Raw genomic sequence first — 22,906 nt, forward strand, 5'->3', positions numbered from 1 at the left:
AGGTACATGAAAATGAAATGGCAGTAATGATTGTAAACAGCGGTTTTTATTTTACAAAAATAAAAACATTTCAAGGAGGAGTCCTCTTATGGCTCGTTATACAGGTCCAAGCTGGAAATTATCCCGTCGTTTAGGTATTTCCCTAAGCGGTACAGGTAAAGAATTAGAAAAGCGTCCTTACGCTCCAGGACAACACGGTCCTAACCAACGCAAAAAGATTTCCGAATACGGTTTGCAATTGCAAGAAAAACAAAAACTTCGTCACATGTACGGTGTGAACGAACGTCAATTCCGCACAATGTTTGATCGTGCTGCTAAAATGCCTGGTAAACAAGGTGAAAACTTCATGATTCTTTTAGATTCTCGCCTTGATAACATTGTTTACCGTTTAGGTTTAGCACGTACTCGTCGTCAAGCACGTCAGCTTGTAAACCACGGACATATCTTGGTTGATGGACGTCGCGTAGACATCCCATCTTACCGTTTAGCTCCTGGCCAAGTTATTGGCGTACGTGAAAAATCCCGCAACCTTGATATCATTAAGGAAGCAATCGAAGTAAGCAACTTCGTACCTGACTACCTAACTTTCGATGCTGACAAGTTAGAAGGTACATTCACACGCTTACCTGAGCGTTCTGAATTACCAGCTGAAATTAACGAAGCTCTTATCGTTGAGTTCTACTCTCGTTAATTAATACGCTTTGTAAATAGCGTAAGTAATAACCCTAGAAACCTTGTTCAATCATTGGTTCTAGGGTTATTTTTTTCTGTATTATAGAATATGTGATTCTCCCCCAATGCTTGCCGAGGTCGGAATTGTTAACCGACTACTTAAAATGGATAGACAGACGCTTATCTATTTTTTAATCAGTTGCCAATGAATTTGTAAATAGTCCTTCTGGAAGAATAACAGGACAGTAGCCTTTTGAACTTTAATTACATACCAATATCCTCTGCTCATATAAGATTAAATAATGTTGAGTTGGTATTCCTAATAAGGACAAGTTGTAGCCAATTGAAAAATGTTGATCATTTTGCAGTGAAACAATCCCAATATATTTTTCTCAACAAGAAAAAGCCCACTATGAAAAGAAGGCTTTAAGAGTATGCATTATTAATCATGTACTTTTCCAAATTTCCAGACTGGTACCTACTTGCTGAATTTAACCTTTAAAGCATCTAACATTGTCTTTCTATTAAAGTGACTTACAAATAAAAAAATAAAGGAAGCGCAAAAAAATAGTACCCTAAATCAAATTCCGCATGTATTCTTCAATTTTTAAAATAGAATCTTCATACCGCAGCGACAGTGCTGTCTCCCTTCCTTTTTCACTTAAAGATTTCCGTAGTTCTTTATCTTTTAGTAGTCTTTCTAAATGATTAGCGAATTGTTCAACATCCCCTGGATCTGCTAATAGACAATTATGCTCGGATACCGCATAATCCCTTACTCCTCCACAATCTGACGAGATGACAGGCGTTCCGCATGACATTGCTTCTAAAGGAGGCAATCCAAATCCCTCATACCATGATGTAAATAAAAGTAAATCTGCTTCCTGATAATTTTGAATGAGCACTTCTTGACTTGGATGTACAATTGTTTCAATTGGAAAAGTCGTATGATTAGATGGAGGTGATTGGCACACCCACTTCACGTGAAAACGCAATCCTCGATCCCAAACTAATTGCAGGGCATTAATTGCATCGATAAAAGATTTAAAACGTAAATGTGGATTCCCAACTAATAACACGGTCAATAAATCTTTATCTTCCTTTTTTTCAATTGGTTTATATACATTGACATCTATTCCAATCGGAATGACCTCGGATGTAATCCCGAATCGGGCCTTTAACGAACGAGATACAAATTTCGAAATACTTGCAATAGGTATATCTGACCTATAACATGACTCCAAGTACAATTTTATATTATTAAATTTGTTGTATTCTGGAACATCGCCAAACAACAATTCATGCCCTTGTTCATAATAGAAAACAGGTGTATTTATATCTTTTAATTCTAATAGTTGTGGATACCAGCCTGCGACTACAACATCACAGTCATCCACATATTTTTTAAAATGTTCATAAGGTGGAATAATCACTTCACGATCTACTTCTATATCAGTCCATGGCGGCAATGCTCTTTGCCCTTCCAGGTTTCCTCGATAATAGACTGTAACATGGTGACCTTTACTTCTCAGCATTTCCATCTGAGCCAATAACATTTTAAGTCCACCAGTTAAATTTCGATGAGGCAACAGGTAGCCGATTTTCATGGGACTATTCTTTCCTTTAAAAGACTTCCTCCTATTCGTAGGATAAAATTTAAAGATATTGGCACCATTATTGCCAACCATCACTTGACTGAATTGAAAATCATAATCAATAAAATCGACTATATTCCATCGACTTTTATGTGTTTCGAGTATATTTCCTAAGTATTCTCCTTGGGGTGCCGGCATAATCGGAGTAGATACAATTAAAGATTTATTTGTAACTTCCAATAATTTATCGATTATGCGTAAGCCTTCTTCCTTATCAAAATGTTCTAAAACATCAATTAATAAGAGTGTGTCATATTTCTGTATTAAGGTAGGTAACACAGAATGAATATCACCATAATACATTTTATTATATACATAATCATGAATTGGGTTATTATAGCCTTCAAACCCTTCGATCCCATCCAGTTGCAGATGCCAGGTTTCCTTATCATAACGTTCGTATGGTATGTCAATGCTTTCACGCAGTAAGACACCGTATTTACCAAATCCCACACCTATATCGAGGATCGATTGAGGACCATCCATAAAAACTAAATCAATGATAGCTGGAACTGCTTGATACCAACTTGTCGGCAAATTTACACCTCCTCTTTAGTCGAAAAGCTTAAGTTCTACGCTCCGCAAAATTATAAGCATCTTTAAATTTTTCCGTAGTAGCTTCTTCATCTTTTACGGTCATGCATAAACTAGCTATGAGCATCTTACACCTCCACACGCTCTCCTCCTAAGTGTATGTTTCCATAACTTGTCTCATGATTATTAGACTAACCTCTGTTTATAGAAGAATAGCTTCCTTCAGAGGGTATACCCAGGTGTTATTGTTTTTGAAAGGCTCTTTTCGTTAAGATTGTTGCTCTTGGAGTAAATTCTATACTTTATTAACAATAGAAGAGGCATTTAGCTTATACACTCTCTTCTTACCTGAATAGATTATATACAGGACAATCCTTGTTTTATCATTCGAGTTAGGAAGGACTGTTCAAGAAATTATAAAGGAGAAATCATATGTCACAACCAAACATCCCCAATATTTCCCCTGCTATTACAATTACAAGGGATGATGCCATTAACCTACTCTTAGCCTCCATTGCCATGGAAGAACTAGGGCTCGCCCATATTATTAATGCCGAAGGAGAAAAACTTCAGTATGCACTTGGCACATTACCTGGTTTGACTCCACTAGCTTCCTTAGACGATATCTTGCAAGTTAATACCAGTGTGCAAGATACACTGGAATTAGCGATAAAAAAAGAACTACTACTAGACAGCAAATTAAGGCAAGTGACTGAAATTACGGATGGAAATGGGCCTACGGGCGCTACGGGGGCTACTGGAGTCACTGGACCTACTGGCGACCCTGGTGCTACTGGACCTACTGGACCTACCGGCGATCCTGGTGCTACTGGACCTACTGGACCTACCGGCGATCCTGGTGCTACTGGTGCTACTGGGCCTACCGGCGATCCTGGTGCTACTGGCGCTACTGGACCTACCGGTGATCCTGGTGCTACTGGTGCTACTGGACCTTCTGGCGACATCGGTCCTACCGGCGCTACTGGACCTTCTGGCGACATCGGTCCTACCGGCGCTACTGGACCTACTGGCGACATTGGAGCTACCGGCGCTACTGGACCTACTGGCGACATTGGACCTACCGGTGCTACTGGAGCTACCGGCGCTACTGGACCTACTGGCGACATTGGAGCTACCGGTGCTACTGGACCTACCGGCGCTACTGGACCTACCGGCGACATTGGACCTACCGGTGCTACTGGACCTACTGGCGACATTGGACCTACCGGCGACATCGGTCCTACTGGAGTCACTGGACCTACCGGCGATCCTGGTGCTACTGGCGCTACTGGACCTACCGGCGACATTGGACCTACCGGCGCTACTGGACCTACTGGCGACATTGGACCTACCGGCGACATCGGTCCTACTGGAGTCACTGGACCTACCGGCGCTACTGGACCTACTGGCGACATCGGACCTACCGGCGACATTGGAGCTACCGGTGTTACTGGACCTACTGGCGACATTGGAGCTACCGGTGCTACTGGACCTACTGGCGACATCGGTCCTACTGGTGCTACTGGACCTACTGGTGACATTGGAGCTACCGGTGCTACTGGACCTACTGGCGACATTGGAGCTACCGGTGCTACTGGACCTACTGGTGACATTGGAGCTACCGGTGCTACTGGACCTACTGGCGACATCGGTCCTACCGGCGCTACTGGACCTACTGGCGACATTGGAGCTACCGGTGCTACTGGACCTACTGGCGACATCGGACCTGCCGGCGCTACTGGACCTACCGGTGACATCGGACCTACTGGGGCTACTGGACCTACCGGCGACATCGGTCCTACTGGGGCTACTGGACCTACGGGCGCTACTGGATCTACTGGAGTCACGGGACCTACCGGCGACATTGGACCTACCGGTGCTACTGGACCTACCGGCGACATCGGACCTACCGGTGACATCGGACCTGCCGGTGCTACGGGACCTACTGGCGACACTGGCGCTACTGGACCTTCTGGACCTTCTGGACCGACCGGCGACATTGGACCTATTGGACCTTCTGGACCGACCGGCGACACTGGCGCTACTGGACCTGGTGCTATCATTCCATTTGCCTCTGGCATACCTTTGATACTCACTACTGCACTAGGCGGAGTAGCTGATACGACAGGTCTTGTAGGGTTTGGAAATTCAGTAGCCGGGATTAGCCTTCTTGGAGGGCTTATCGATCTCACAGGTACTGGTGGAACTGGAACTCTCCTAAACTTATCCTTTTCAGTTCCGCGTGACGGAATTATCACATCAATTGCAGCTTACTTCAGCACTACAGCGGCACTGGCTCTTGTAGGATCTTCTATAACGATTACAGCACAGTTATATAGATCAACCACTCCAGATAATATCTTTAGTCCAATTCCTGGAGCTTTAGTAACATTAGCCCCATCACTCACAGGTTTAGTTGCAATTGGTGAGATTAGCAATGGTCTTACTACAGGATTATCGATTCCGGTTGCACCAGAAGATCGTCTACTATTGGTTTTCTCTATCACGGCTACTGGTCTTTCTTTAATAAATACTGTCTTAGGTTATGGAAGTGCGGGTCTTGTAATTAGTTAATCCCATTAATAAGAATTGAATTTATTTGAAACTCTAGGAATATCACCTTAGCTGGTGGTATTCCTTTTTTAATTATCTAGATAATTAAACATGAAAACTACACAATTTTAAATAGAGGGAGAGAAAACTTTCTACGGATGAACGGATGAATCCTTTCCCGAACTAGCACCTAATTATTTGCCTTGAATACAATGTTATATAGTTAGGTGGTTATCACATCATGGTTCTTTAGAGATCACTATATTTTGTAATCTTTGTAATGAACTTTAATATTTCTAAATAATAATAGAATGTCGCTACTAGAAATAACTTGATCGTTTAACCTGGCTATTTCTGAACAAGACAAAATAAAGAAAGTGGTGAAATTTATGTCTCTCCCTAATATACCGAATATTACACCAGTAATTTCACTAAATCGCTGCGACACTATTAATTTACTTCTATCTTCTATAGCTTTAGAGGAGATTGGCTTGTCCCATATACTAAATGCAGAAGGAGAAAAACTTCAAGCATTTCTTAAATGTTCCCCCAAAAATTCAAATGATTTTTTGGACATTAATGAAAGCGTAAATAAGACACTTCGTACAGTTGTGAAATCTCAAATTTTGCTGGAATTTAAACTAGATGACGTTATTGATCTAGCTAGAAAAGCACATTGTAAAGATGAATGTGGCGATGATTGCTATAAGCATCATAGAAAACACCATAATAAAGATGAAGATTGCGAGGATTGTCATAAGGATCACAGAAAACATCATAATAAAGATGAATATTGTGAGGATTGCGGTAAGGATCATAGAAAACATCATCCTGTAGATGAATGTTGTGAGGAATATTATGAGGAATATTGTGAGGATTGCCGTAAGAATCGTGGTAAACACCATACTAAAGATGAATATTGCGAGGATTGTCGTAAGAATCATAGTAAACATCATACACAAGAATTCTTGTAATCATTGTAAAGACGGAACACTGGGATGAGATGTTTAAGATGTGATGTGAGCCTATATAAAAATTCTCCATATTATTAAATACTACCTCATAAAGAAAGGAGAGCAATTGAAAATGGATGATGTCATAGCTCATAAAAATGGAGAATTAGAGTATATAAATTTCTTTCATTCTTTTTTACTATTTCTAACTAAAACATTCGACTCCATTTTAACTCATGAATCTTTACCTTTCAAAGAAAGCAATCAAATGGAACGGAATGTTATGACCTCCCTCTCTTTATTGTGGACTTTGCATGTATCCATTTTTTCCAAAAGAATATTAAATTCTAAAGTTTCACACGAAAAATCAATCCTACAAACCTTTGATGAAAATCAATCAGAAACGATTATGCCTCTTCTTCAACAATTAAAGAAAGAAATTGAACAATATCCTTTTTTTAATAAAAGTTATAAGATCCAATGCGAATATATGTTAGAACAAATTCTTCAATATTATCATTTAAAATCTACTGCCACATCTATCATAGTAGAATCAAATCTTAAAGCTCCTCCTCCCTGGTTATTAAAGAACTTTTAAACAGGATGGTTATAATTAGAACACCTTATAGGACATCTTTAGGAAGTGAGTTTATGAATAATTATCCATCAATTACTCTCTGTATGATTGTGAAAGATGAAGCTGATTGCATTAAGGATTGTTTAGAAAGTGTCAAAGGAATAGTTAGTGAGATTATCATTGTAGATACAGGTTCTACAGATCAAACAATTGAAATATGTGAGAATCATGGTGCGAAAGTATATGCTTATGAGTGGAAAAACGATTTTTCGGATGCACGGAATTATGGATTATCTTTTTCAACAGGAGATTGGATTTTATGGTTAGATGCAGATGAAGAATTAGATGCCGCTAAAAAAGCCCAAATTCCAGAGATTTTAGCAAAGACGAATGCCCAACTACTTTCTCTACCTGTCCTAAATTATTATGGAAAAACAAAACCTGTTGATAACAATGATGCCTATTTGATATACCAATTGCGGCTGTTTCGTAATCATATAAATATTACCTTTCAGAATCGGATACACGAGACAATTGTTCTACCGCCTGAAGTAACGGAGAAAGATATTGAAAACATTGCAGTGCCTATTCATCATTACGGTTATATGCTGGAAGTAACGGAAACGAAACAAAAGGGAAAACGAAACATTCAAATTTTGCAACAAGAATTATCTGATCCTGTGCACAGTCCTTGGATAGAATACCATTTGGCAAGTGAGTTTTATAGGCAGGAAAACTATCAACAAGCATTTCAGTTAGTAAACCAATCCATTTTACTTTTTTTGCAAAACAACCAGATGCCGCCTTCCCTACTTTACAAAATGAAATATGCGATATTAATAGAAACAAATAGTCTGGAAGGTGCGTGGCCAAGTATTGAGAAGGCGCTTCTTCTCTATCCAGATTATGTAGATTTACATTTTTATATGGGCTATATTCTATATAAAATGGAAAAATACACCGAAGCATTACAAGCATTTGAAAAATGCTTGGAACTAGGAGATGATCATACAAAACATCTTGTTTTAAAAGGGATGGGAAGTTTTAGAGCATGGAGATACAAAGGATTGTGTCTTGAACAACTGGGCAAGTTAGATGAGGCACAAGAAGCATATCTGTGCGAAAAGAATACAAAGATGAATTAGTGTTGCATTAAAATATGTTTTTAATATTACAACCCAAAAATTTTCAAAATGAAGACTCTTTATTCCATCCAGAGTCTTCATTGATTTTTCATCTACTCTTTTCCTTTTAAAATAACTTTTCTTAAGTCTATCCGAGAGTGCTGAAAAAATTTCATAAATCTGATGCAAAGCTAAAAAGGCTGCTTTCCGTTCGTCATTGAACGCAAAGCAGCCTTTATTCATGGTCCAATTTAATCCTGTTTCTTTCATGAAATCATAACTCAACTCAGATTGATGGCAAATATGACCATCGAACCTTGAAACTATAACTCTTCTTTACTCAATGTATCTATATCTCATTGATTAATATTTTTAAAAAACTCCTCATTATATTTTACTTTAGCGTCATTCGGCCGAAACTTTTTAGCTTGATTATTATGTTCTTCCGCAAGTCTAATGTCGCCTATTTCCCAATAGCACACACATAACTGAAGATGTGGATACCAGGTTGAGTAAGCCTCTTGCTTAAATCCTTGGTGATCACCTTCCTCTATTTCAATGGCTAAGCGATACCATATTATGGCCTCTCTAAATTTCCTTTTGCCTTTATAGTAATCTCCTAGTCTACAAGAAACTTCCGGGCGTGGAACATCATAACAGATCGACATTACTAATGCTTCTTTTTCTTTCTCTAAATTGCCGAGATTTCTATAACATTCCGCCATATTTATACATGCTCGGATTTCGTCCTCAACCCAGCCTTTTTTTGTCGCTAAAAATGCTTGATAATAAAGAATTGATTTGTGAAACTGAGCATGGTCTTTTAATTCATTTGCATAATAATAAATATCTCTTGGTGTGAATTCTTCTCCGCTTTCCAAGCGATACTCATAAATTTTAAGGTTGCGGTCGCTTTGAATAGATTGAGACGACTTTTCATTTTTTCTGTGTGTTATCGCTATGTCAGCAAAAAAAATATTGCCACCAACTTCTAAATATTCATGGACAGGACCAATCCATTTAAAGTTGTTTTTCCGTTTAACTAGACGATTTCTTCTAAAACTAAAGCTTGGATTTCCATATTCATCAAACGCAATATGATAAATCATTGATACTGCATCAATGGAAAGATCAAGTTTATTTTTTAAACTTTTAAATTTTTGCAGATCCTCTTTAAGGAGAATGTCATCCGCATCTAACCATAAGATATAGTCCATTGTTGCATGGCTGAAAGCAAAATTTCTTGCAGCAGAAAAATCATTAATCCATGGAAAATCAATAACTTTTTCCGTGAAGTCTTTTGCAATGTCCTTTGTCTTATCTGTCGAACCTGTATCAACAATAATTATTTCATCACAAATTTCCTTTACACTGCTTAAACATTGATGTAATACTTCTTCTTCATTTTTCACAATCATACAAAGAGATATTGTATACATTATCCATCACCACCAATTGGAAATTTATAATAATATATGGTGTTTTAAAATATTTGGAAACCAAGTTAAATATCTTATGCAAGTTAAATCAAAAAAGAACGCAATAATACAAACCATTTCTTTGTACCTTGAATAGTCTAAATAGAACAACTAAGTACTTCTCATAACGCTAGTTAACTAAACTTGGTTGTTAAATTAAAAGGAGAAAGAGAGATGTTTTGATGTATGTCCCAGTCAAATATTCCTAATATTACACCAATAATTACAATCGATAGGGATGATGTAATTAACCTGCTCCTTGCTTCCATTGCATTGGAAGAATTAGGGCTCGCTCACATCATTAATGCGGAAGCAGAAAAAATTCAATATGTTCTTGGAACCTTACCTGGATTGACTCCAACAGCTACATTAGCACAAATATTAGCAGTGAATGACAGCGTTGAAGATATGCTGGATTTGGTAATAAAAAAAGAACTGCTGTTAGAAAATAAATTAAAAGAAGTAATCAGAATTATTCCTTTACCATGAAAATCTGACTCCAGCATTATTCTCTGGAGTCTTCTTATGTTTCTTGATGTTCTTTTGAGATCCACCCCTAAGCAATACCTTTTTTAGTGGTAAGTAAACTCTAATAAAGATACAAGTAATCCTATCTTTTCAAATAGGCTGCGTACTCACTTCCCATATTCAGATAAAGAATCTGCTCGCTTATTTTTTAATGAAAGAACTGTCAATACTTCCGCTTTATTTAAAACTTAAGGGACATTTGACTTACCAGCTTCTCCTCACCTGAATAGAATGTAAACAGAGCAAACCTTTTTTATCATTTACGTAATATGAGGGACTGTTCAAAAAAAGTAAAGGAGAAATCATATGTCACAACCAAACATTCCTAATATTTCCCCTGACATTACACTTACAAGGGATGATGCCATCAACCTACTTTTAGCTTCCATTGCGATGGAAGAATTAGGGTTAGCCCATATCATTAATGCCGAAGGAGAAAAACTACAATATGCACTGGGTACAATACCTGGTTTGACTCCACTAGCTTCGTTAGACGATATCTTGCAAGTGAATACCAGCGTCCAAGATACGCTGGAATTAGCAATGAAAAAGGAGATATTACTAGACAGCAAATTAAGGCAAGTGACTGAAATTACTACTGGAAGTGGACCAACTGGAGCTACGGGGGCTACTGGACCTGCTGGCGCTACTGGGGTTACTGGCACTACTGGGGTTACCGGCGCTACGGGGGCTACTGGACCTGCTGGCGCTACTGGGGTTACCGGCGCTACTGGGGTTACCGGCGCTACTGGGGTTACCGGCGCTACTGGCGCTACCGGCGACATCGGACCTACTGGACCTACCGGGGTTACCGGCGCTACTGGACCTGCTGGAGCTACAGGCGACATTGGACCTACTGGGGCTACTGGCGCTACTGGCGACACTGGGGCTACTGGTGCCACGGGCGCTACCGGCGACATCGGTCCTGCCGGCGCTACTGGAGCTACGGGCGCTACCGGTGACATCGGTCCTGCTGGCGCGACTGGAGCTACGGGTGCAACGGGCGCTACCGGCGACACTGGGGCTACTGGAGCTACGGGTGCAACAGGCGACACTGGAGCTACAGGTGCAACGGGCGCTACCGGCGACACCGGACCTGCCGGCGCTACTGGAGCTACGGGCGCTACCGGCGACACTGGGGCTACTGGAGCTACTGGTGCCACGGGGGCTACCGGCGACACCGGACCTGCCGGCGCTACTGGAGCTACTGGTGCTACTGGCGACACTGGGGCTACTGGAGCCACGGGGGCTACCGGTGACACTGGAGCTACTGGTGCTACGGGCGCTACCGGCGACACTGGAGCTACGGGTGCTACGGGCGCTACCGGCGACATCGGTCCTGCTGGTGCTACGGGCGCTACCGGCGACATCGGTCCTGCTGGCGCGACCGGAGCTACGGGTGCCACGGGCGCTACCGGCGACATCGGTCCTGCCGGCGCTACGGGTGCCACGGGTGCTATCGGCGACACTGGAGCTACTGGTGCTACGGGCGCTACCGGCGACATCGGTCCTGCTGGCGCGACGGGAGCTACGGGTGCCACGGGCGCTACCGGCGACATCGGTCCTGCTGGCGCGACGGGAGCTACGGGTGCCACGGGCGCTACTGGCGACATCGGTCCTGCTGGCGCGACGGGGGCTACCGGCGACACTGGGGCTACTGGTGCCACGGGGGCTACCGGCGACATCGGTCCTGCCGGCGCTACTGGGGCTACTGGCGACACTGGTCCTGCTGGAGCTACAGGTGCCACGGGCGACACCGGTCCTGCTGGAGCTACAGGCGCTACCGGCGACACTGGTCCTGCCGGCGCTACGGGGGCTACGGGCGACACTGGTCCTGCTGGAGCTACAGGTGCCACGGGCGACACCGGTCCTGCTGGAGCTACAGGTGCCACGGGCGACACTGGTCCTGCCGGCGCTACCGGCGACACTGGTCCTGCTGGAGCTACCGGCGCTACTGGCGCTACGGGGGCTACGGGGACAGGATTAGCAGAATTCGCGTATATTTATAACCTAACTGCTCAAACGGTTGCAATAGAAGCGGATGTTCCTTTTGATTCAAATGGAGTTCTTACTGCTGGTATTACACATGCTCCAGGAACCCCTTCAATCCTATTTTCCGTGCCAGGTCTATATGAGGTCACTTTTTCCGTGTCTGGTACAGAACCAAACCAATTTGCACTATTTTTAAATGGTACGGAGGTTCCTGGAACAGTCTACGGTTCAGGTGCTGGTACACAGCAAAATAGCGGGCAAGCAATTTTTGCCATAGCAGCTGGCCAAACTCTTACTCTTCGCAATCATTCTTCTGCTTCAGCGATTGGTCTTGCGAGCGTAGTCGGAGGCACACAAGCAAACGTAAATGCTTCTGTTGTTATTAAGAAATTAGACTAATTTCGAATGTAAGTATAACTCTTGAAAGAAAAATACACCGCCTTCAGATTTCCTACCTGCTGGCGGTGTATTTTTTTGATGAATCTACGACAAAGTTTCTCGCATCTGGATGTGCATTGGATTAGTTTTAGCACTGAAGCATCATTAATTACGGAAAGTCCCAATTATTTCCACCAAATTGACCATTATGCATTTTTTGAAAATCATCGGAACCTTTTCCCTACATTAAAAGAGCTGCCTAATTCAGACAGCCCCTCACACATATATATTATACGTACTTAATAAGCGTGTATTTCTTTTTACCGCGGCGAATTACCGTGAATTGTCCTTCTAATTTATCAGCTTCTGCCATTGTATGAGCGAGGTCTGTGACTCTTTCTCCGTTGATGTAAATGGCTCCATTTGTGATATCCTCACGTGCCTGGCGCTTAGACGAAGAGATTTTTGCATTTACAAGTAAATCTACTAATAGTAATTCTTCGTTGCTGCCAACTTCAAAGCTCGGAACATCCTTGAAGCCTTGGCGAATTTCTTCTACTGATAATTGTTTAATATCCCCGCTGAATAAAGCCTTAGAGATATTGATGGCTTGCTGTAAAGCTTCTTCCCCGTGCACAAGCTTTGTTACTTCTTCAGCAAGTGCCTTCTGAGCCGCACGTTTTTCCGGAGCTTCAGCAACCTCTTTCTCAAGCGCTTCAATCTCTTCTTTGCTTAAGAATGTAAAGTATTTAATGTATTTAATGACATCGCGGTCATCTGTATTAATCCAGAACTGGTAGAACTCATACGGAGATGTTTTTTCACGATCAAGCCAAATCGCTCCGCCTTCTGTTTTACCAAATTTAGTTCCATCGGATTTCGTAACAAGAGGAACCGTTAAACCAAAAGCTTTTGCATCTTCCTTCGTTTTACGAATCAATTCCAGCCCCGCTGTAATATTTCCCCACTGATCACTTCCACCGATTTGCAAACGGCAGCCTTGTGTTTCGTATAACTTAAGGAAATCAAGAGATTGCATAATCATGTAGCTAAATTCGGTAAATGAAATACCTGATTCAATACGAGATTGTACCGAATCTTTTGCAAGCATGTAGTTAAGACCAAAGTTTTTACCAATATCCCTTAGGAAAGTAATTAAGTTCATATTGCCAATCCAGTCATAGTTATTGGCCATGATTGCTTTATTCTCGCCAGTTTCAAAATCAAGGAAACGGGAAAGTTGATCTTTGATACGTGCAGTCCATTGATGAACAACGTCCTCCGTGTTTAACGTACGCTCTGCCTTTTTACCACTAGGATCTCCAATCATTCCTGTTGCTCCGCCAACTAATGGGATTGGCTGGTGCCCAGCTAACTGGAAGCGTCTCAGGATTAAAATAGGCAGCAAATGGCCAATATGCAAGCTATCAGCAGTCGGATCGAAACCGGCATATAATTTCACGCTTTCTTCCTGTAATAATTTTTCCAAACCCTCTTCATCAGTAAATTGATTTACCAGACCTCTGAAACGCAAATCATCTAAAATATTCATTATTCTCCACCTCTTATTATTTAAAATAATATAAAAAAACGCCCCTTCATTAAAATGAAGGGACGATTAACTATCGCGGTACCACCCAACTTGCGAAACATGACAATTGTCTCGCCGCTTATCTTTTTAACGGAAAGGTTCCGGCATTCGCTACACAGCTTTATACAAAGCTTTCCCGAATACTGCTCGAGGAGGTAATTCATTATTCCGCTTGTACCGGTTTGCACCAACCACCGGCTCTCTATAACATTGGCGGACTAACTACTGGGTTCCTGTAATCGCATCAACTATAAAATTAAATGTTATGCTTTTTTTACCATAACAGCATACTCCTTGTCAAACCCAATAATTGTATTGTTTGTTATTAAGAAGAAACTATATCTACCAGAACCCTTGCTTATGCTATAATGTATGTGATTTGTTGGGAGAGTGAATGAATGAAAGATATGTTTATAAAACTTAAAGAAAGACTCACACCATTTTATAACTATATAACCACACCAACTGTAAAGCGAAAAGCAAGAATTTCCTATCAGGTAATTTGGAATTATTTATTAATCTTTCTGATTGTATGTATCATAGGGATTGCTTTTGCAGGAGGCGTTGGGGCCGGTTACTTTGCGTCAATGGTAAAGGATGAACCGATCAGGAGCAAAGAGCAGCTCCTATCCAGTATGTCCAATTATGAAGAAACATCTGAGATTTATTTTGCAGGCAATGTATATATGGGGAAGATGCGGTCAGATCTAGAGCGAAAAGAAGTTAAACTGGAAAATGTTTCAGATCATGTCAAGAAAGCATTGATTTCCACTGAGGATTCCTATTTTTATGAGCATAAAGGTGTTGTACCAAAAGCCATTATTCGAGCTTTACTTCAAGAAGTGACAAATGCTTCTGTCCAATCAGGGGGAAGCACACTGACACAGCAATTAATTAAACAACAAATATTAACAAATGAGGTTTCCTTTGATCGTAAAGCCAAGGAAATCCTGCTGGCACTTCGCCTTGAGAAATTCATGGAAAAAGATGAGATTCTAGAAGCCTATCTTAATATCTCGCCATTTGGCCGAAATTCCTCCGGCCGTAATATTGCCGGCGTCCAGGCAGCAGCGGACGGTATATTTGGCGTAAATGCCAAAGATTTAACTCTACCACAAGCAGCCTTTATTGCAGGAATGCCCAAAAATCCATACCTTTATACACCATTTACTCAATCTGGTGAAGTGAAGGAGGATGTTACTCCTGGTATCAACCGGATGAAAACGGTCCTGAAAAGAATGTATACAAATGGTGCCATTACAAAAAAAGAGTATGAAGCTGCGTTAAAATATGATATTACGAAAGATTTTGCCAAGAAACAGTCATACCCTACTGAAAAGTACCCATACTTAACCTATGAAGTAGAAAAAAGAGCAATTGAACTCATGATGCCAATATTGGCAAAGCAAGATGGTCTTTCAAGCAAAGATTTAGAAAAAGACGACGATCTTTATAAACAATATTATACTTTGGCTGATCAGGCCATTCGACAAAACGGCTATCAAATCCATACAACCATTAACCAAAAAATGTATGACAATATGCAGAAAGTCACTAAAAATTTTCCTTATTATCAGGGTACTCGACAGGTAACGAAAACAGATCCTGAAACGGGGAAAACCTATATAGAGAATGAACCAATTGAAGTTGGCGCTATGCTCATTGAAAACTCAACCGGAAAAATACTTAGCTTCGTTGGAGGCCGTGATTTTGAGCGAGAGCAGCTTAATCATGCCACAGCTGCTGTCCGTTCCAATGGATCAACGATGAAGCCACTACTTGTATATGCACCAGCGATGGAGTATGGAGTTTCTTATCCAGGTAAAACTTTGGTCAATGCTCCTGTGAATATTCGCGGTTGGAGTCCAGGAAACTATGCCGGCGGTGGGATTACCGGAATAACCTCTGCACGTGAAGCGCTAAAGAGATCTTATAATATACCGGCAGCGGTTCAATATGCAGAAATTTTAAATCGTAAACCGGTAACATTTCTCGAAAAAATGGGCTTCACTTCTTTAGAAGAGCAAGATTATACAAACCTAGCCACTTCTTTGGGTGCATTGGCCAGAGGCGTAACCGTAGAAGAAAATACGAATGCCTATGCAACATTTGCAAATGGCGGACAATTCGTAGATAGCTATATGATTGAAAAAATAGTAGACTCAAACGGAAAAACTATTTACCAACATAAAAAGACGAAGACGAATGTCTTCAGTCCGCAGACAGCTTATTTAACAATCGATATGATGAGAGATGTCATCAGTTCCGGAACAGCAGCCGGTTTAAACAGTAAATTGAAGTTTTCATCGGACTGGGCCGGCAAAACAGGTACAAGTCAGAAGTACCATGATGCCTGGATGGTTGCTACAAATCCAAATGTTACATTTGGGGTTTGGATGGGATATGATTCAAATGCATCTGTGGATACATATGGAATGAGTTATTCACAGCGAAATCAAACCTTATGGGCACAGTTAATAAATTCCGCTTATGATGTTGCACCAAACATAGTTGGGCCTTCAAAGCGGCACCAAATGCCAGGCGGAATTGTATCCAGATCCTATTGTTCGTTGAGCGGCTCATTAGCATCTAAAGCCTGTGCAGATGCGGGACTCGCAAAATCTGATTATTTCAATGCCAAGTATCTTCCTTCATCTGAGAATGGCAACCTTCCGACATCAAGTGAAAGATATGTATTTATAAATGGAAATAAATATGTAGCACTGGATTCTACTCCGGAGGAATTCACAGAAACTGGTCTTGTTATCAATGCTGACTTCTCTAACATTGTAGGTGCAAAATACCTTATTGATAAATCAACTATTACGCCAAAAGGCTCTGATTTTGAGAATTCGTTCGTGGGCGGATCGAAAATGAATGATAATGGAAAGGCTCCTGGAGCACCATCAGTTACTTCAAAAGAGAATGTTATTAGCTGGAGTTCTCCTGGAGATTCTGATATCGTCGGCTACCGCGTATACGTAAATGGCAGCAAAGTAGCCAGCATCAAAGGAAATAATTCGCTAAGCTATAAAACAGATGGTAAAGGATCGTATTACATTACTGCGGTAGATATAGCAGGTAAGGAATCTGCCCCATCCTCCATGATTAAATATAAAGCAGAGACTAAGGCTAAAGAAGTTAAAAAAGAAACCTCTACAGATAAGAAAGAAACAAATGATAAGAAGAAAACTACAGATAAAAAAGAGCCAGTACCTGTAGAAAATTCAGAAGAAGAATAAAATAAAAGGCTGTTCCAGGTTGTTTAACCAGACTTGGAACAGCCTTTTCTACATCCTATTATAATCGTATACATAGACTATATAGTAGGAACTTAAATTATTACTTTGTCCATCCAAAACTCTCGCTACAAAATAGTAAGCTTCGGCTTGTATACACAAACAATAATAGGTAAAATATGTATAAGGTTCGATTGGAGGATAATGATGTGCAGATAAAAAGTTTTATCGTGACTTTTGGATCATTTATAGTGACAACCATCATACTTTATTTTCTTGGTGAAATGTTTAATATATCTTGGTTACAGATGCACTATGAATACAGAAATGTTTCAAATGAGTTCTATCTTTCAATAGGGTCATTTGTACCCATCCTTATCGGTTTAATAACAAGCTTTTTGGCTGAAAAGTTTTATATATACAGGTATACAAACACAAGATAGTAAATCTATATCAAATTTTTACACATGATTTCCCCTTGTAATTCATCGATCGTACAAACCTTTTCGCTTCAAAATCCCAAGTTAATTAAAATTTTTCTCGAATGGATATTAGTTGGATCGATAATTACCTTTAGTTTCTTCAATTTTGATTCTTTAGCTTTTTCGATTAATGTTTTGGCCATTTCCGTTCCATAACCTAAACCCCAATATTTTGGCTATATCATATATCCAATTTCAGCTTCTTTAAGCCATTCTTCATTTTTGTTACATGACCCAGTCCAATAAATTCACCAACATTGTCAAAGATTTTATATGTACCGAAATTTTCGTTTTTATATTTCTCATTACGCTCTACTAACTTATGAAAATTTACTTAAGCTTCCTCAAAAGAAATCGAACGTACTGTTATTTGAGCCATAACCTTCTCATTCCTTACAAGGCTATAATAATCCATAAAATCGTTTTCTTGAACCTTTACTAGTTTAATTTTCATTACCTTCTCCCTTTCCCTATAATTAAAAATATATATGCTGAGGCATAATAGAAAATAAAAAGAGGTGTTCATAAGGTCATCGAAACCTTATAAACACCTTTGTTTTTAATCTTCCATTGTTGATAAGTCACCTGTAGGCAATTCAAGCTCCCAGGCCTTCAATACTCTTCGCATAATTTTACCGCTTCGTGTTTTCGGCAGCTTTTCCTTAAACTCAATCTCTCTTGGTGAAGCGTGAGCAGCAAGCCCTTGTTTAACAAATAGCCTGATTTCTTCTTTAAGCTCATCCGAAGGCTCGTATCCGGACCTGAGAGCAATAAACGCTTTAATAATTTCGCCGCGTACCGGATCCGGTTTGCCTATTACTCCTGCTTCAGCAACTGCTGGATGTTCAACCAACTTGCTTTCAACTTCAAACGGTCCTACCCGTTCTCCGGATGTCATAATGACATCATCGATTCTGCCTTGGAACCAAAAGTACCCATCTTCATCCATGTAGGCAGAGTCCCCCGAAACATACCATCCGGAAGGCATAAAGTAGGATTCATATTTTTGCTGGTTATTCCAGATTTGTCTCATCATAGATGGCCAGCCTTTTTTGATTGCTAAATTGCCCATCCGATATGGAGGCAATTCATTCCCCTGATCATCCACTATAGCAGCCTCCACCCCAGGGATCGGTTTCCCCATAGAGCCTGGTTTAATCTCCATACATGGATAATTACAAATAAGCTGTGCACCGGTCTCTGTCATCCACCATGTATCGTGGATTCGTTTTGAGAATACTTTTTGCCCCCACTTAATGACTTCAGGATTTAAAGGCTCCCCAACACTGAGCACATGGCGGAGACTGGATAAATCATATTGTTTTACCAGCTCATCGCCAGCTCCCATGAGCATGCGGAATGCTGTAGGAGCACTGTACCAAACGGTTACATGGAAATCTTCAATGGTTTGGTACCAAGCCTCCGGGCTAAACCGTCCTCCAGTGACCACAGAAGAGGCACCATTTAGCCAAGGAGCAAATATCCCATAAGACGTTCCTGTGACCCACCCTGGATCTGCTGTACACCAATATACATCCTCTTCTTTTAAGTCGAGTACCCATTGACCGGTTTTCAAATGTTGGATCATTGCATTATGTGCATGCAAGACACCTTTAGGCTTACCCGTTGAACCCGATGTATAATGGAGAATTAACCCATCTTCCCGGTCCACCCATTCTATCTCTAATTTTTTCGACGCATTTTCATATTTACTGTTAAAATCTATATATTTGCCAGTCTCCTCTACTTGATCTCCCACTACAAAGATATGCTTTAAAGCCGGAAGATCATCCGCAGGTATTCTGGATACTAATTCAGGCGTTGTGACGATTACACTGGCTTCACTGTCTTCTAAGCGATCTTTAACCGCTCCTTCCATAAAGGCTTCAAATAAAGGTCCCACAATCGCTCCCAATTTAATGGCACCAAGAACAATAAAATACAATTCCGGTGATCTTGGCATAAAAATAAATACCCTGTCACCTTTTTTTACATTGCCGGATTCCTTCAGTACATTTCCTGCCTTATTCGATAAATCTTTCATATCACTATATGTATACTTCTCATAGCGATTAGGGTCTTTATAATATAATGCTACCTTATTGCGCCTGAAATTTTCAGTGTGTCTATCAATACATTCGTATGCTGCATTCACTTTTCCTGTGGTATGCCAAGAGAATTCCTTTTCTACATCCTTCCAGTCAAATGATTTATAAGTACCCTCATAGTTTGCTAAATTATAATCCCCTTTTTCAACAGAAAGCGCTTCCAGTTTCATAATTATTCCCCCCCTGATCATGATAATATATTGATAGTATAGTACAAAATCCAATTTATCTCAATTTTTTAAATATTTTATTAAATTAAAACAATATGGTACAATCTTTATAATTGTAGTGACTTTTAAGATAAACATACCTATTCATTTTAAAATAGCAGAATAAGAACTCTGAATTTCCACTACATCTGACCTAAAAAGTTCATATCATGGAACGTTTACTTATTTTAAAGTACTGTATAATAGCTTTAAAATGTGACCTGGGTGGTGTATGAATGGAACATAAGAAAACGTATTTTTCGAAAGAATTTAAAACGCCTCGCGGGCCGCTTGTTATTGAGGGTCCAGTCTCACATAATCAATTGGAGGATCTCCAATTTCATGAAGGCCTTGTTGCCTTTAGAGTTCCCGAAAAACAGCACAAGGCTCTCATACAAATCAGTAGCCTTCCTGAAGGCCGAATTATTATTGCGAGGAATCGCGACGTAATTGTTGGATACGTTACGTATTTATATCCTGACCCTTTGGAACGCTGGTCAGAGGGAAAGATGGATGATTTGATTGAACTCGGTGCTATTGAAGTCATTCGTGAATACCGCGGCTGTTCGGTCGGTAAAAATCTACTTCGAGTGGCCATGATGGATGAGTGGATGGAAAATTACATCATTATTACGACAGAATATTATTGGCATTGGGATTTAAAAGGCAGCGGCTTAAATGTATGGGAGTATCGAAAAATGATGGAGAAAATGATGAGTGCCGGTGGATTGGAATGGTATGCTACTGATGACCCTGAAATATGCTCCCATCCGGCTAATTGTTTAATGGCCAGAATAGGAAAAAATGTAGATAAAGAGAGCGTTCAAAGATTCGATCAATTAAGATTCATGAATCGGTATATGTATTAACGATTACCGTTTGTCGACTTTTCGAGGGGGGCTACTTGTGATTATTGAGGATATCATGATTAAAGATGTGATTACGCTGCAAAAAAATGCCACACTCCAGCAGGCAATTGATCTGGTGAAACAAAAGAAAATTAGGCATATACCAATCATAGATGATGAACAGCAATTAATTGGCCTATTATGTGATGTGGATATCCGCTCTGCAACTCCATCTATCTTCCATGTAGAGGAATATAAGGAAGACCTTTTAAAACCAATAAGCGATATCATGATTACCGATGTTTATACAGCACACCCTCTTGATTTCGTAGAAGAGGTTGCCTTTGTGTTCTATGAACAAAAGATATCCTGTATGCCTGTAATCAGTGAGAACAAATTGGTCGGGATTGTTACGGAAACCGATCTTCTGCATACGTATGTTGAACTTACAGGGGCCAATCAGCCTGCCTCTCAAATTGAAGTGAAAGTCACCAATAAACCAGGTACGCTTAGTGAAATTGCGGAAGTTATTAAAGGACAAAATGTGAATAGCATTTTCATTTATCCGTATAAAGAAGACCCCGCTTTTAAAATTCTCGTCCTGAGAATTCAAACAATGAACCCTCTGAAGATTGTTCAGGGGCTGAAATCGGCCGGATATGAAGTAGTGTGGCCAAATGTTCCGGAGAGCACCCTATGAAGGAAGCTTCATTTGTTTATTCAACCGATTTACTTTCCTATAAATTTAATGATGAGCATCCATTTAACCAAAAACGTCTGCAAATAACAGTGGATTTATTAAAAAAAATGGATGCTCTGAAAGAGGAAGACTGTATCAAACCCAGAATGGCCACAGATGAAGAGTTAAACCTCGTGCATGACCTCGAATACATCCATTCAATCAGATTGGCTGGACAAGGTAAACTTGACCCTGACAAAGCATTAAATTATGGGATTGGCACCGAAGATACCCCCATATTTCCGGGTATGCACGAGGCAAGTGCCTGGCTTGTCGGAGGGACATTATCTGCCGTGGATGAAGTTATGGAAGGGCGTGCTCAACATGCATTGAATCTTGGTGGGGGTTTGCATCATGGATTTAGAGGCAAAGCCTCTGGATTCTGTATCTATAATGACAGTTCTGTTGCCATTAAGTATATGCAGAAGAAATATAATGCCAGAGTACTTTATGTTGATACGGATGCACATCATGGAGATGGGGTTCAATGGACTTTTTATGATGACCCTTCTGTTTGTACCCTTTCTATCCATGAAACCGGGCGTTACCTATTCCCAGGTACCGGGAATATTACTGAACGGGGAAGCGGCAAAGGATATGGATTTTCGTTTAATATCCCGCTTGATGCCTTTACGGAAGATGAATCATGGCTCGATTGCTATGAGAAATCCTTTCAGGCTGTTATCGAATTTTTCCGGCCAGACGTTATCTTAACGCAAAATGGTGCGGATGCCCATTACTATGACCCATTAACACACCTTTCCGCTACTACAGCTATCTATCAATATATACCCAAGCTTGCCCATAAGCTAGCACACAAGTACTGCCAAGGAAAATGGATCGCAGTCGGAGGCGGAGGGTATGATATATGGAGGGTGGTACCTCGAGCCTGGTCGTTAGTATGGCTTGAAATGACCAATAACCCGAATCGCACAGGTCAGTTGCCAAAAGAATGGACTAATTATTGGTCTGCATTGGCACCTGTCACTTTACCAAGTACATGGGAGGATCCACCTGATATGTATACGCCTATCCCTAGGAAAGGCGAGATTACGGAAAAGAACGCCAAAACCCTTAAAAAGGCACTTTACACGATTTCATAACCCTGTTGATCAGATGAGGAATCTATTTTATGGAGTAGTACTCATACAAAATTATTTTATTACTAAAAATTCTTATTAAACCGTCACAAACAACATGTTATACAACTAAAGATGAGGACAAAGATATTATGAATACAATTAAT

At 40.6% G+C, this 22,906-nt stretch carries 15 protein-coding genes, 1 pseudogene and 1 other annotated feature; of the genes and pseudogenes, 11 read left to right on the forward strand and 5 right to left on the reverse strand.

The features are described from left to right. Window positions 1-88: 88 nt before the first annotated feature. On the forward strand, window positions 89-691 hold the full coding sequence (gene rpsD, locus AC4G3L_RS06405; protein ID WP_491076126.1) for a 30S ribosomal protein S4: 603 nt from the start codon (window positions 89-91) through the stop codon (window positions 689-691). A gap of 556 nt (window positions 692-1,247) precedes the next feature. Here rpsD and AC4G3L_RS06410 read toward each other — a convergent pair. Beyond that, window positions 1,248-2,864 carry a glycosyltransferase family 4 protein gene (locus AC4G3L_RS06410; protein ID WP_491076127.1) on the reverse strand — a complete coding sequence of 539 codons (1,617 nt, stop codon included), beginning with the start codon at window positions 2,862-2,864 and terminating at the stop codon, window positions 1,248-1,250. 429 nt (window positions 2,865-3,293) lie between these two features. On the opposite strand from AC4G3L_RS06410, the gene AC4G3L_RS06415 reads away from it, so the two are divergent. From AC4G3L_RS06415 to AC4G3L_RS06430, 4 genes are all read left to right on the forward strand, one after another. Next, window positions 3,294-5,435, forward strand: coding sequence for an exosporium glycoprotein BclB-related protein (locus AC4G3L_RS06415; RefSeq protein WP_491076128.1), 2,142 nt, complete (start codon window positions 3,294-3,296; stop codon window positions 5,433-5,435). Window positions 5,436-5,803: 368 nt separating this feature from the next. Further along, entirely contained in the window at window positions 5,804-6,388 is a 585-nt protein-coding gene (locus tag AC4G3L_RS06420; protein ID WP_491076129.1) for an alpha-helical endospore appendage domain-containing protein, read from the forward strand. Between the two features lie 112 nt (window positions 6,389-6,500). Further along, entirely contained in the window at window positions 6,501-6,965 is a 465-nt protein-coding gene (locus AC4G3L_RS06425) for a hypothetical protein (RefSeq protein WP_491076130.1), read from the forward strand. Window positions 6,966-7,018: 53 nt separating this feature from the next. After that, window positions 7,019-8,089 (forward strand): glycosyltransferase family 2 protein, encoded by a 1,071-nt coding sequence (locus tag AC4G3L_RS06430; protein ID WP_491076131.1) that lies wholly within the window; start codon window positions 7,019-7,021, stop codon window positions 8,087-8,089. A gap of 335 nt (window positions 8,090-8,424) precedes the next feature. Here AC4G3L_RS06430 and AC4G3L_RS06435 read toward each other — a convergent pair whose 3' ends face one another. After that, window positions 8,425-9,507 (reverse strand): glycosyltransferase family 2 protein, encoded by a 1,083-nt coding sequence (locus AC4G3L_RS06435; protein ID WP_491076132.1) that lies wholly within the window; start codon window positions 9,505-9,507, stop codon window positions 8,425-8,427. Window positions 9,508-9,732: 225 nt separating this feature from the next. Here AC4G3L_RS06435 and AC4G3L_RS06440 point away from each other — a divergent pair, with 225 nt between their 5' ends. Next, window positions 9,733-10,035 carry an alpha-helical endospore appendage domain-containing protein gene (locus tag AC4G3L_RS06440; RefSeq protein WP_491076133.1) on the forward strand — a complete coding sequence of 101 codons (303 nt, stop codon included), beginning with the start codon at window positions 9,733-9,735 and terminating at the stop codon, window positions 10,033-10,035. A gap of 345 nt (window positions 10,036-10,380) precedes the next feature. Continuing rightward, window positions 10,381-12,465, forward strand: coding sequence for an alpha-helical endospore appendage domain-containing protein (locus tag AC4G3L_RS06445; RefSeq protein ID WP_491076134.1), 2,085 nt, complete (start codon window positions 10,381-10,383; stop codon window positions 12,463-12,465). 268 nt (window positions 12,466-12,733) lie between these two features. On the opposite strand, the gene tyrS is transcribed toward AC4G3L_RS06445, so the two are convergent. After that, a complete protein-coding gene (gene tyrS, locus AC4G3L_RS06450) occupies window positions 12,734-13,999 on the reverse strand; it encodes a tyrosine--tRNA ligase (RefSeq protein WP_491076256.1) in 1,266 nt (421 codons plus the stop codon). A 52-nt stretch (window positions 14,000-14,051) separates the two neighbouring features. Next, window positions 14,052-14,284, reverse strand: a binding site (T-box leader). Window positions 14,285-14,433: 149 nt separating this feature from the next. Between tyrS and AC4G3L_RS06455 the strand changes: the two genes are divergently transcribed. Continuing rightward, window positions 14,434-17,277, forward strand: a complete 2,844-nt coding sequence (locus tag AC4G3L_RS06455; protein WP_491076135.1) for a transglycosylase domain-containing protein — start codon at window positions 14,434-14,436, stop codon at window positions 17,275-17,277. A gap of 508 nt (window positions 17,278-17,785) precedes the next feature. On the opposite strand, the pseudogene AC4G3L_RS06460 reads toward AC4G3L_RS06455, so the two are convergent. Continuing rightward, window positions 17,786-18,210 (reverse strand): annotated as a pseudogene (locus AC4G3L_RS06460) (GNAT family N-acetyltransferase). Between the two features lie 105 nt (window positions 18,211-18,315). Further along, on the reverse strand, window positions 18,316-20,034 hold the full coding sequence (gene acsA, locus AC4G3L_RS06465) for an acetate--CoA ligase (protein ID WP_491076136.1): 1,719 nt from the start codon (window positions 20,032-20,034) through the stop codon (window positions 18,316-18,318). A 275-nt stretch (window positions 20,035-20,309) separates the two neighbouring features. Between acsA and AC4G3L_RS06470 the strand changes: the two genes are divergently transcribed. Genes AC4G3L_RS06470 through AC4G3L_RS06480 form a run of 3 tightly spaced genes read left to right on the forward strand, consistent with a single transcriptional unit; the run spans window position 20,310 to window position 22,763 of the window. After that, complete coding sequence (locus AC4G3L_RS06470) at window positions 20,310-20,942, forward strand: GNAT family N-acetyltransferase (RefSeq protein ID WP_491076137.1); 633 nt, start codon at window positions 20,310-20,312, stop codon at window positions 20,940-20,942. A 37-nt stretch (window positions 20,943-20,979) separates the two neighbouring features. Continuing rightward, entirely contained in the window at window positions 20,980-21,621 is a 642-nt protein-coding gene (locus tag AC4G3L_RS06475; RefSeq protein WP_491076138.1) for an acetoin utilization AcuB family protein, read from the forward strand. Beyond that, on the forward strand, window positions 21,618-22,763 hold the full coding sequence (locus AC4G3L_RS06480) for an acetoin utilization protein AcuC (RefSeq protein WP_491076139.1): 1,146 nt from the start codon (window positions 21,618-21,620) through the stop codon (window positions 22,761-22,763). Before AC4G3L_RS06475 ends, AC4G3L_RS06480 begins: the two co-directional genes overlap by 4 nt. The last annotated feature ends 143 nt before the right edge of the window (window positions 22,764-22,906 follow it).

This window comes from Bacillus sp. z33 (assembly GCF_058313615.1).

What these genes read in the sequence shown, in the direction of transcription:
- rpsD (WP_491076126.1), top strand. Translation starts at nt 89, where the DNA reads ATGGCTCGTTATACAGGTCCAAGCTGGAAATTATCCCGTCGTTTAGGT.
- AC4G3L_RS06415 (WP_491076128.1), top strand. Translation starts at nt 3,294, where the DNA reads ATGTCACAACCAAACATCCCCAATATTTCCCCTGCTATTACAATTACA.
- AC4G3L_RS06420 (WP_491076129.1), top strand. Translation starts at nt 5,804, where the DNA reads ATGTCTCTCCCTAATATACCGAATATTACACCAGTAATTTCACTAAAT.
- AC4G3L_RS06425 (WP_491076130.1), top strand. Translation starts at nt 6,501, where the DNA reads ATGGATGATGTCATAGCTCATAAAAATGGAGAATTAGAGTATATAAAT.
- AC4G3L_RS06430 (WP_491076131.1), top strand. Translation starts at nt 7,019, where the DNA reads ATGAATAATTATCCATCAATTACTCTCTGTATGATTGTGAAAGATGAA.
- AC4G3L_RS06435 (WP_491076132.1), bottom strand. Translation starts at nt 9,507, where the DNA reads ATGTATACAATATCTCTTTGTATGATTGTGAAAAATGAAGAAGAAGTA.
- AC4G3L_RS06440 (WP_491076133.1), top strand. Translation starts at nt 9,733, where the DNA reads ATGTCCCAGTCAAATATTCCTAATATTACACCAATAATTACAATCGAT.
- AC4G3L_RS06445 (WP_491076134.1), top strand. Translation starts at nt 10,381, where the DNA reads ATGTCACAACCAAACATTCCTAATATTTCCCCTGACATTACACTTACA.
- AC4G3L_RS06455 (WP_491076135.1), top strand. Translation starts at nt 14,434, where the DNA reads ATGAAAGATATGTTTATAAAACTTAAAGAAAGACTCACACCATTTTAT.
- acsA (WP_491076136.1), bottom strand. Translation starts at nt 20,034, where the DNA reads ATGAAACTGGAAGCGCTTTCTGTTGAAAAAGGGGATTATAATTTAGCA.
- AC4G3L_RS06470 (WP_491076137.1), top strand. Translation starts at nt 20,310, where the DNA reads ATGGAACATAAGAAAACGTATTTTTCGAAAGAATTTAAAACGCCTCGC.
- AC4G3L_RS06480 (WP_491076139.1), top strand. Translation starts at nt 21,618, where the DNA reads ATGAAGGAAGCTTCATTTGTTTATTCAACCGATTTACTTTCCTATAAA.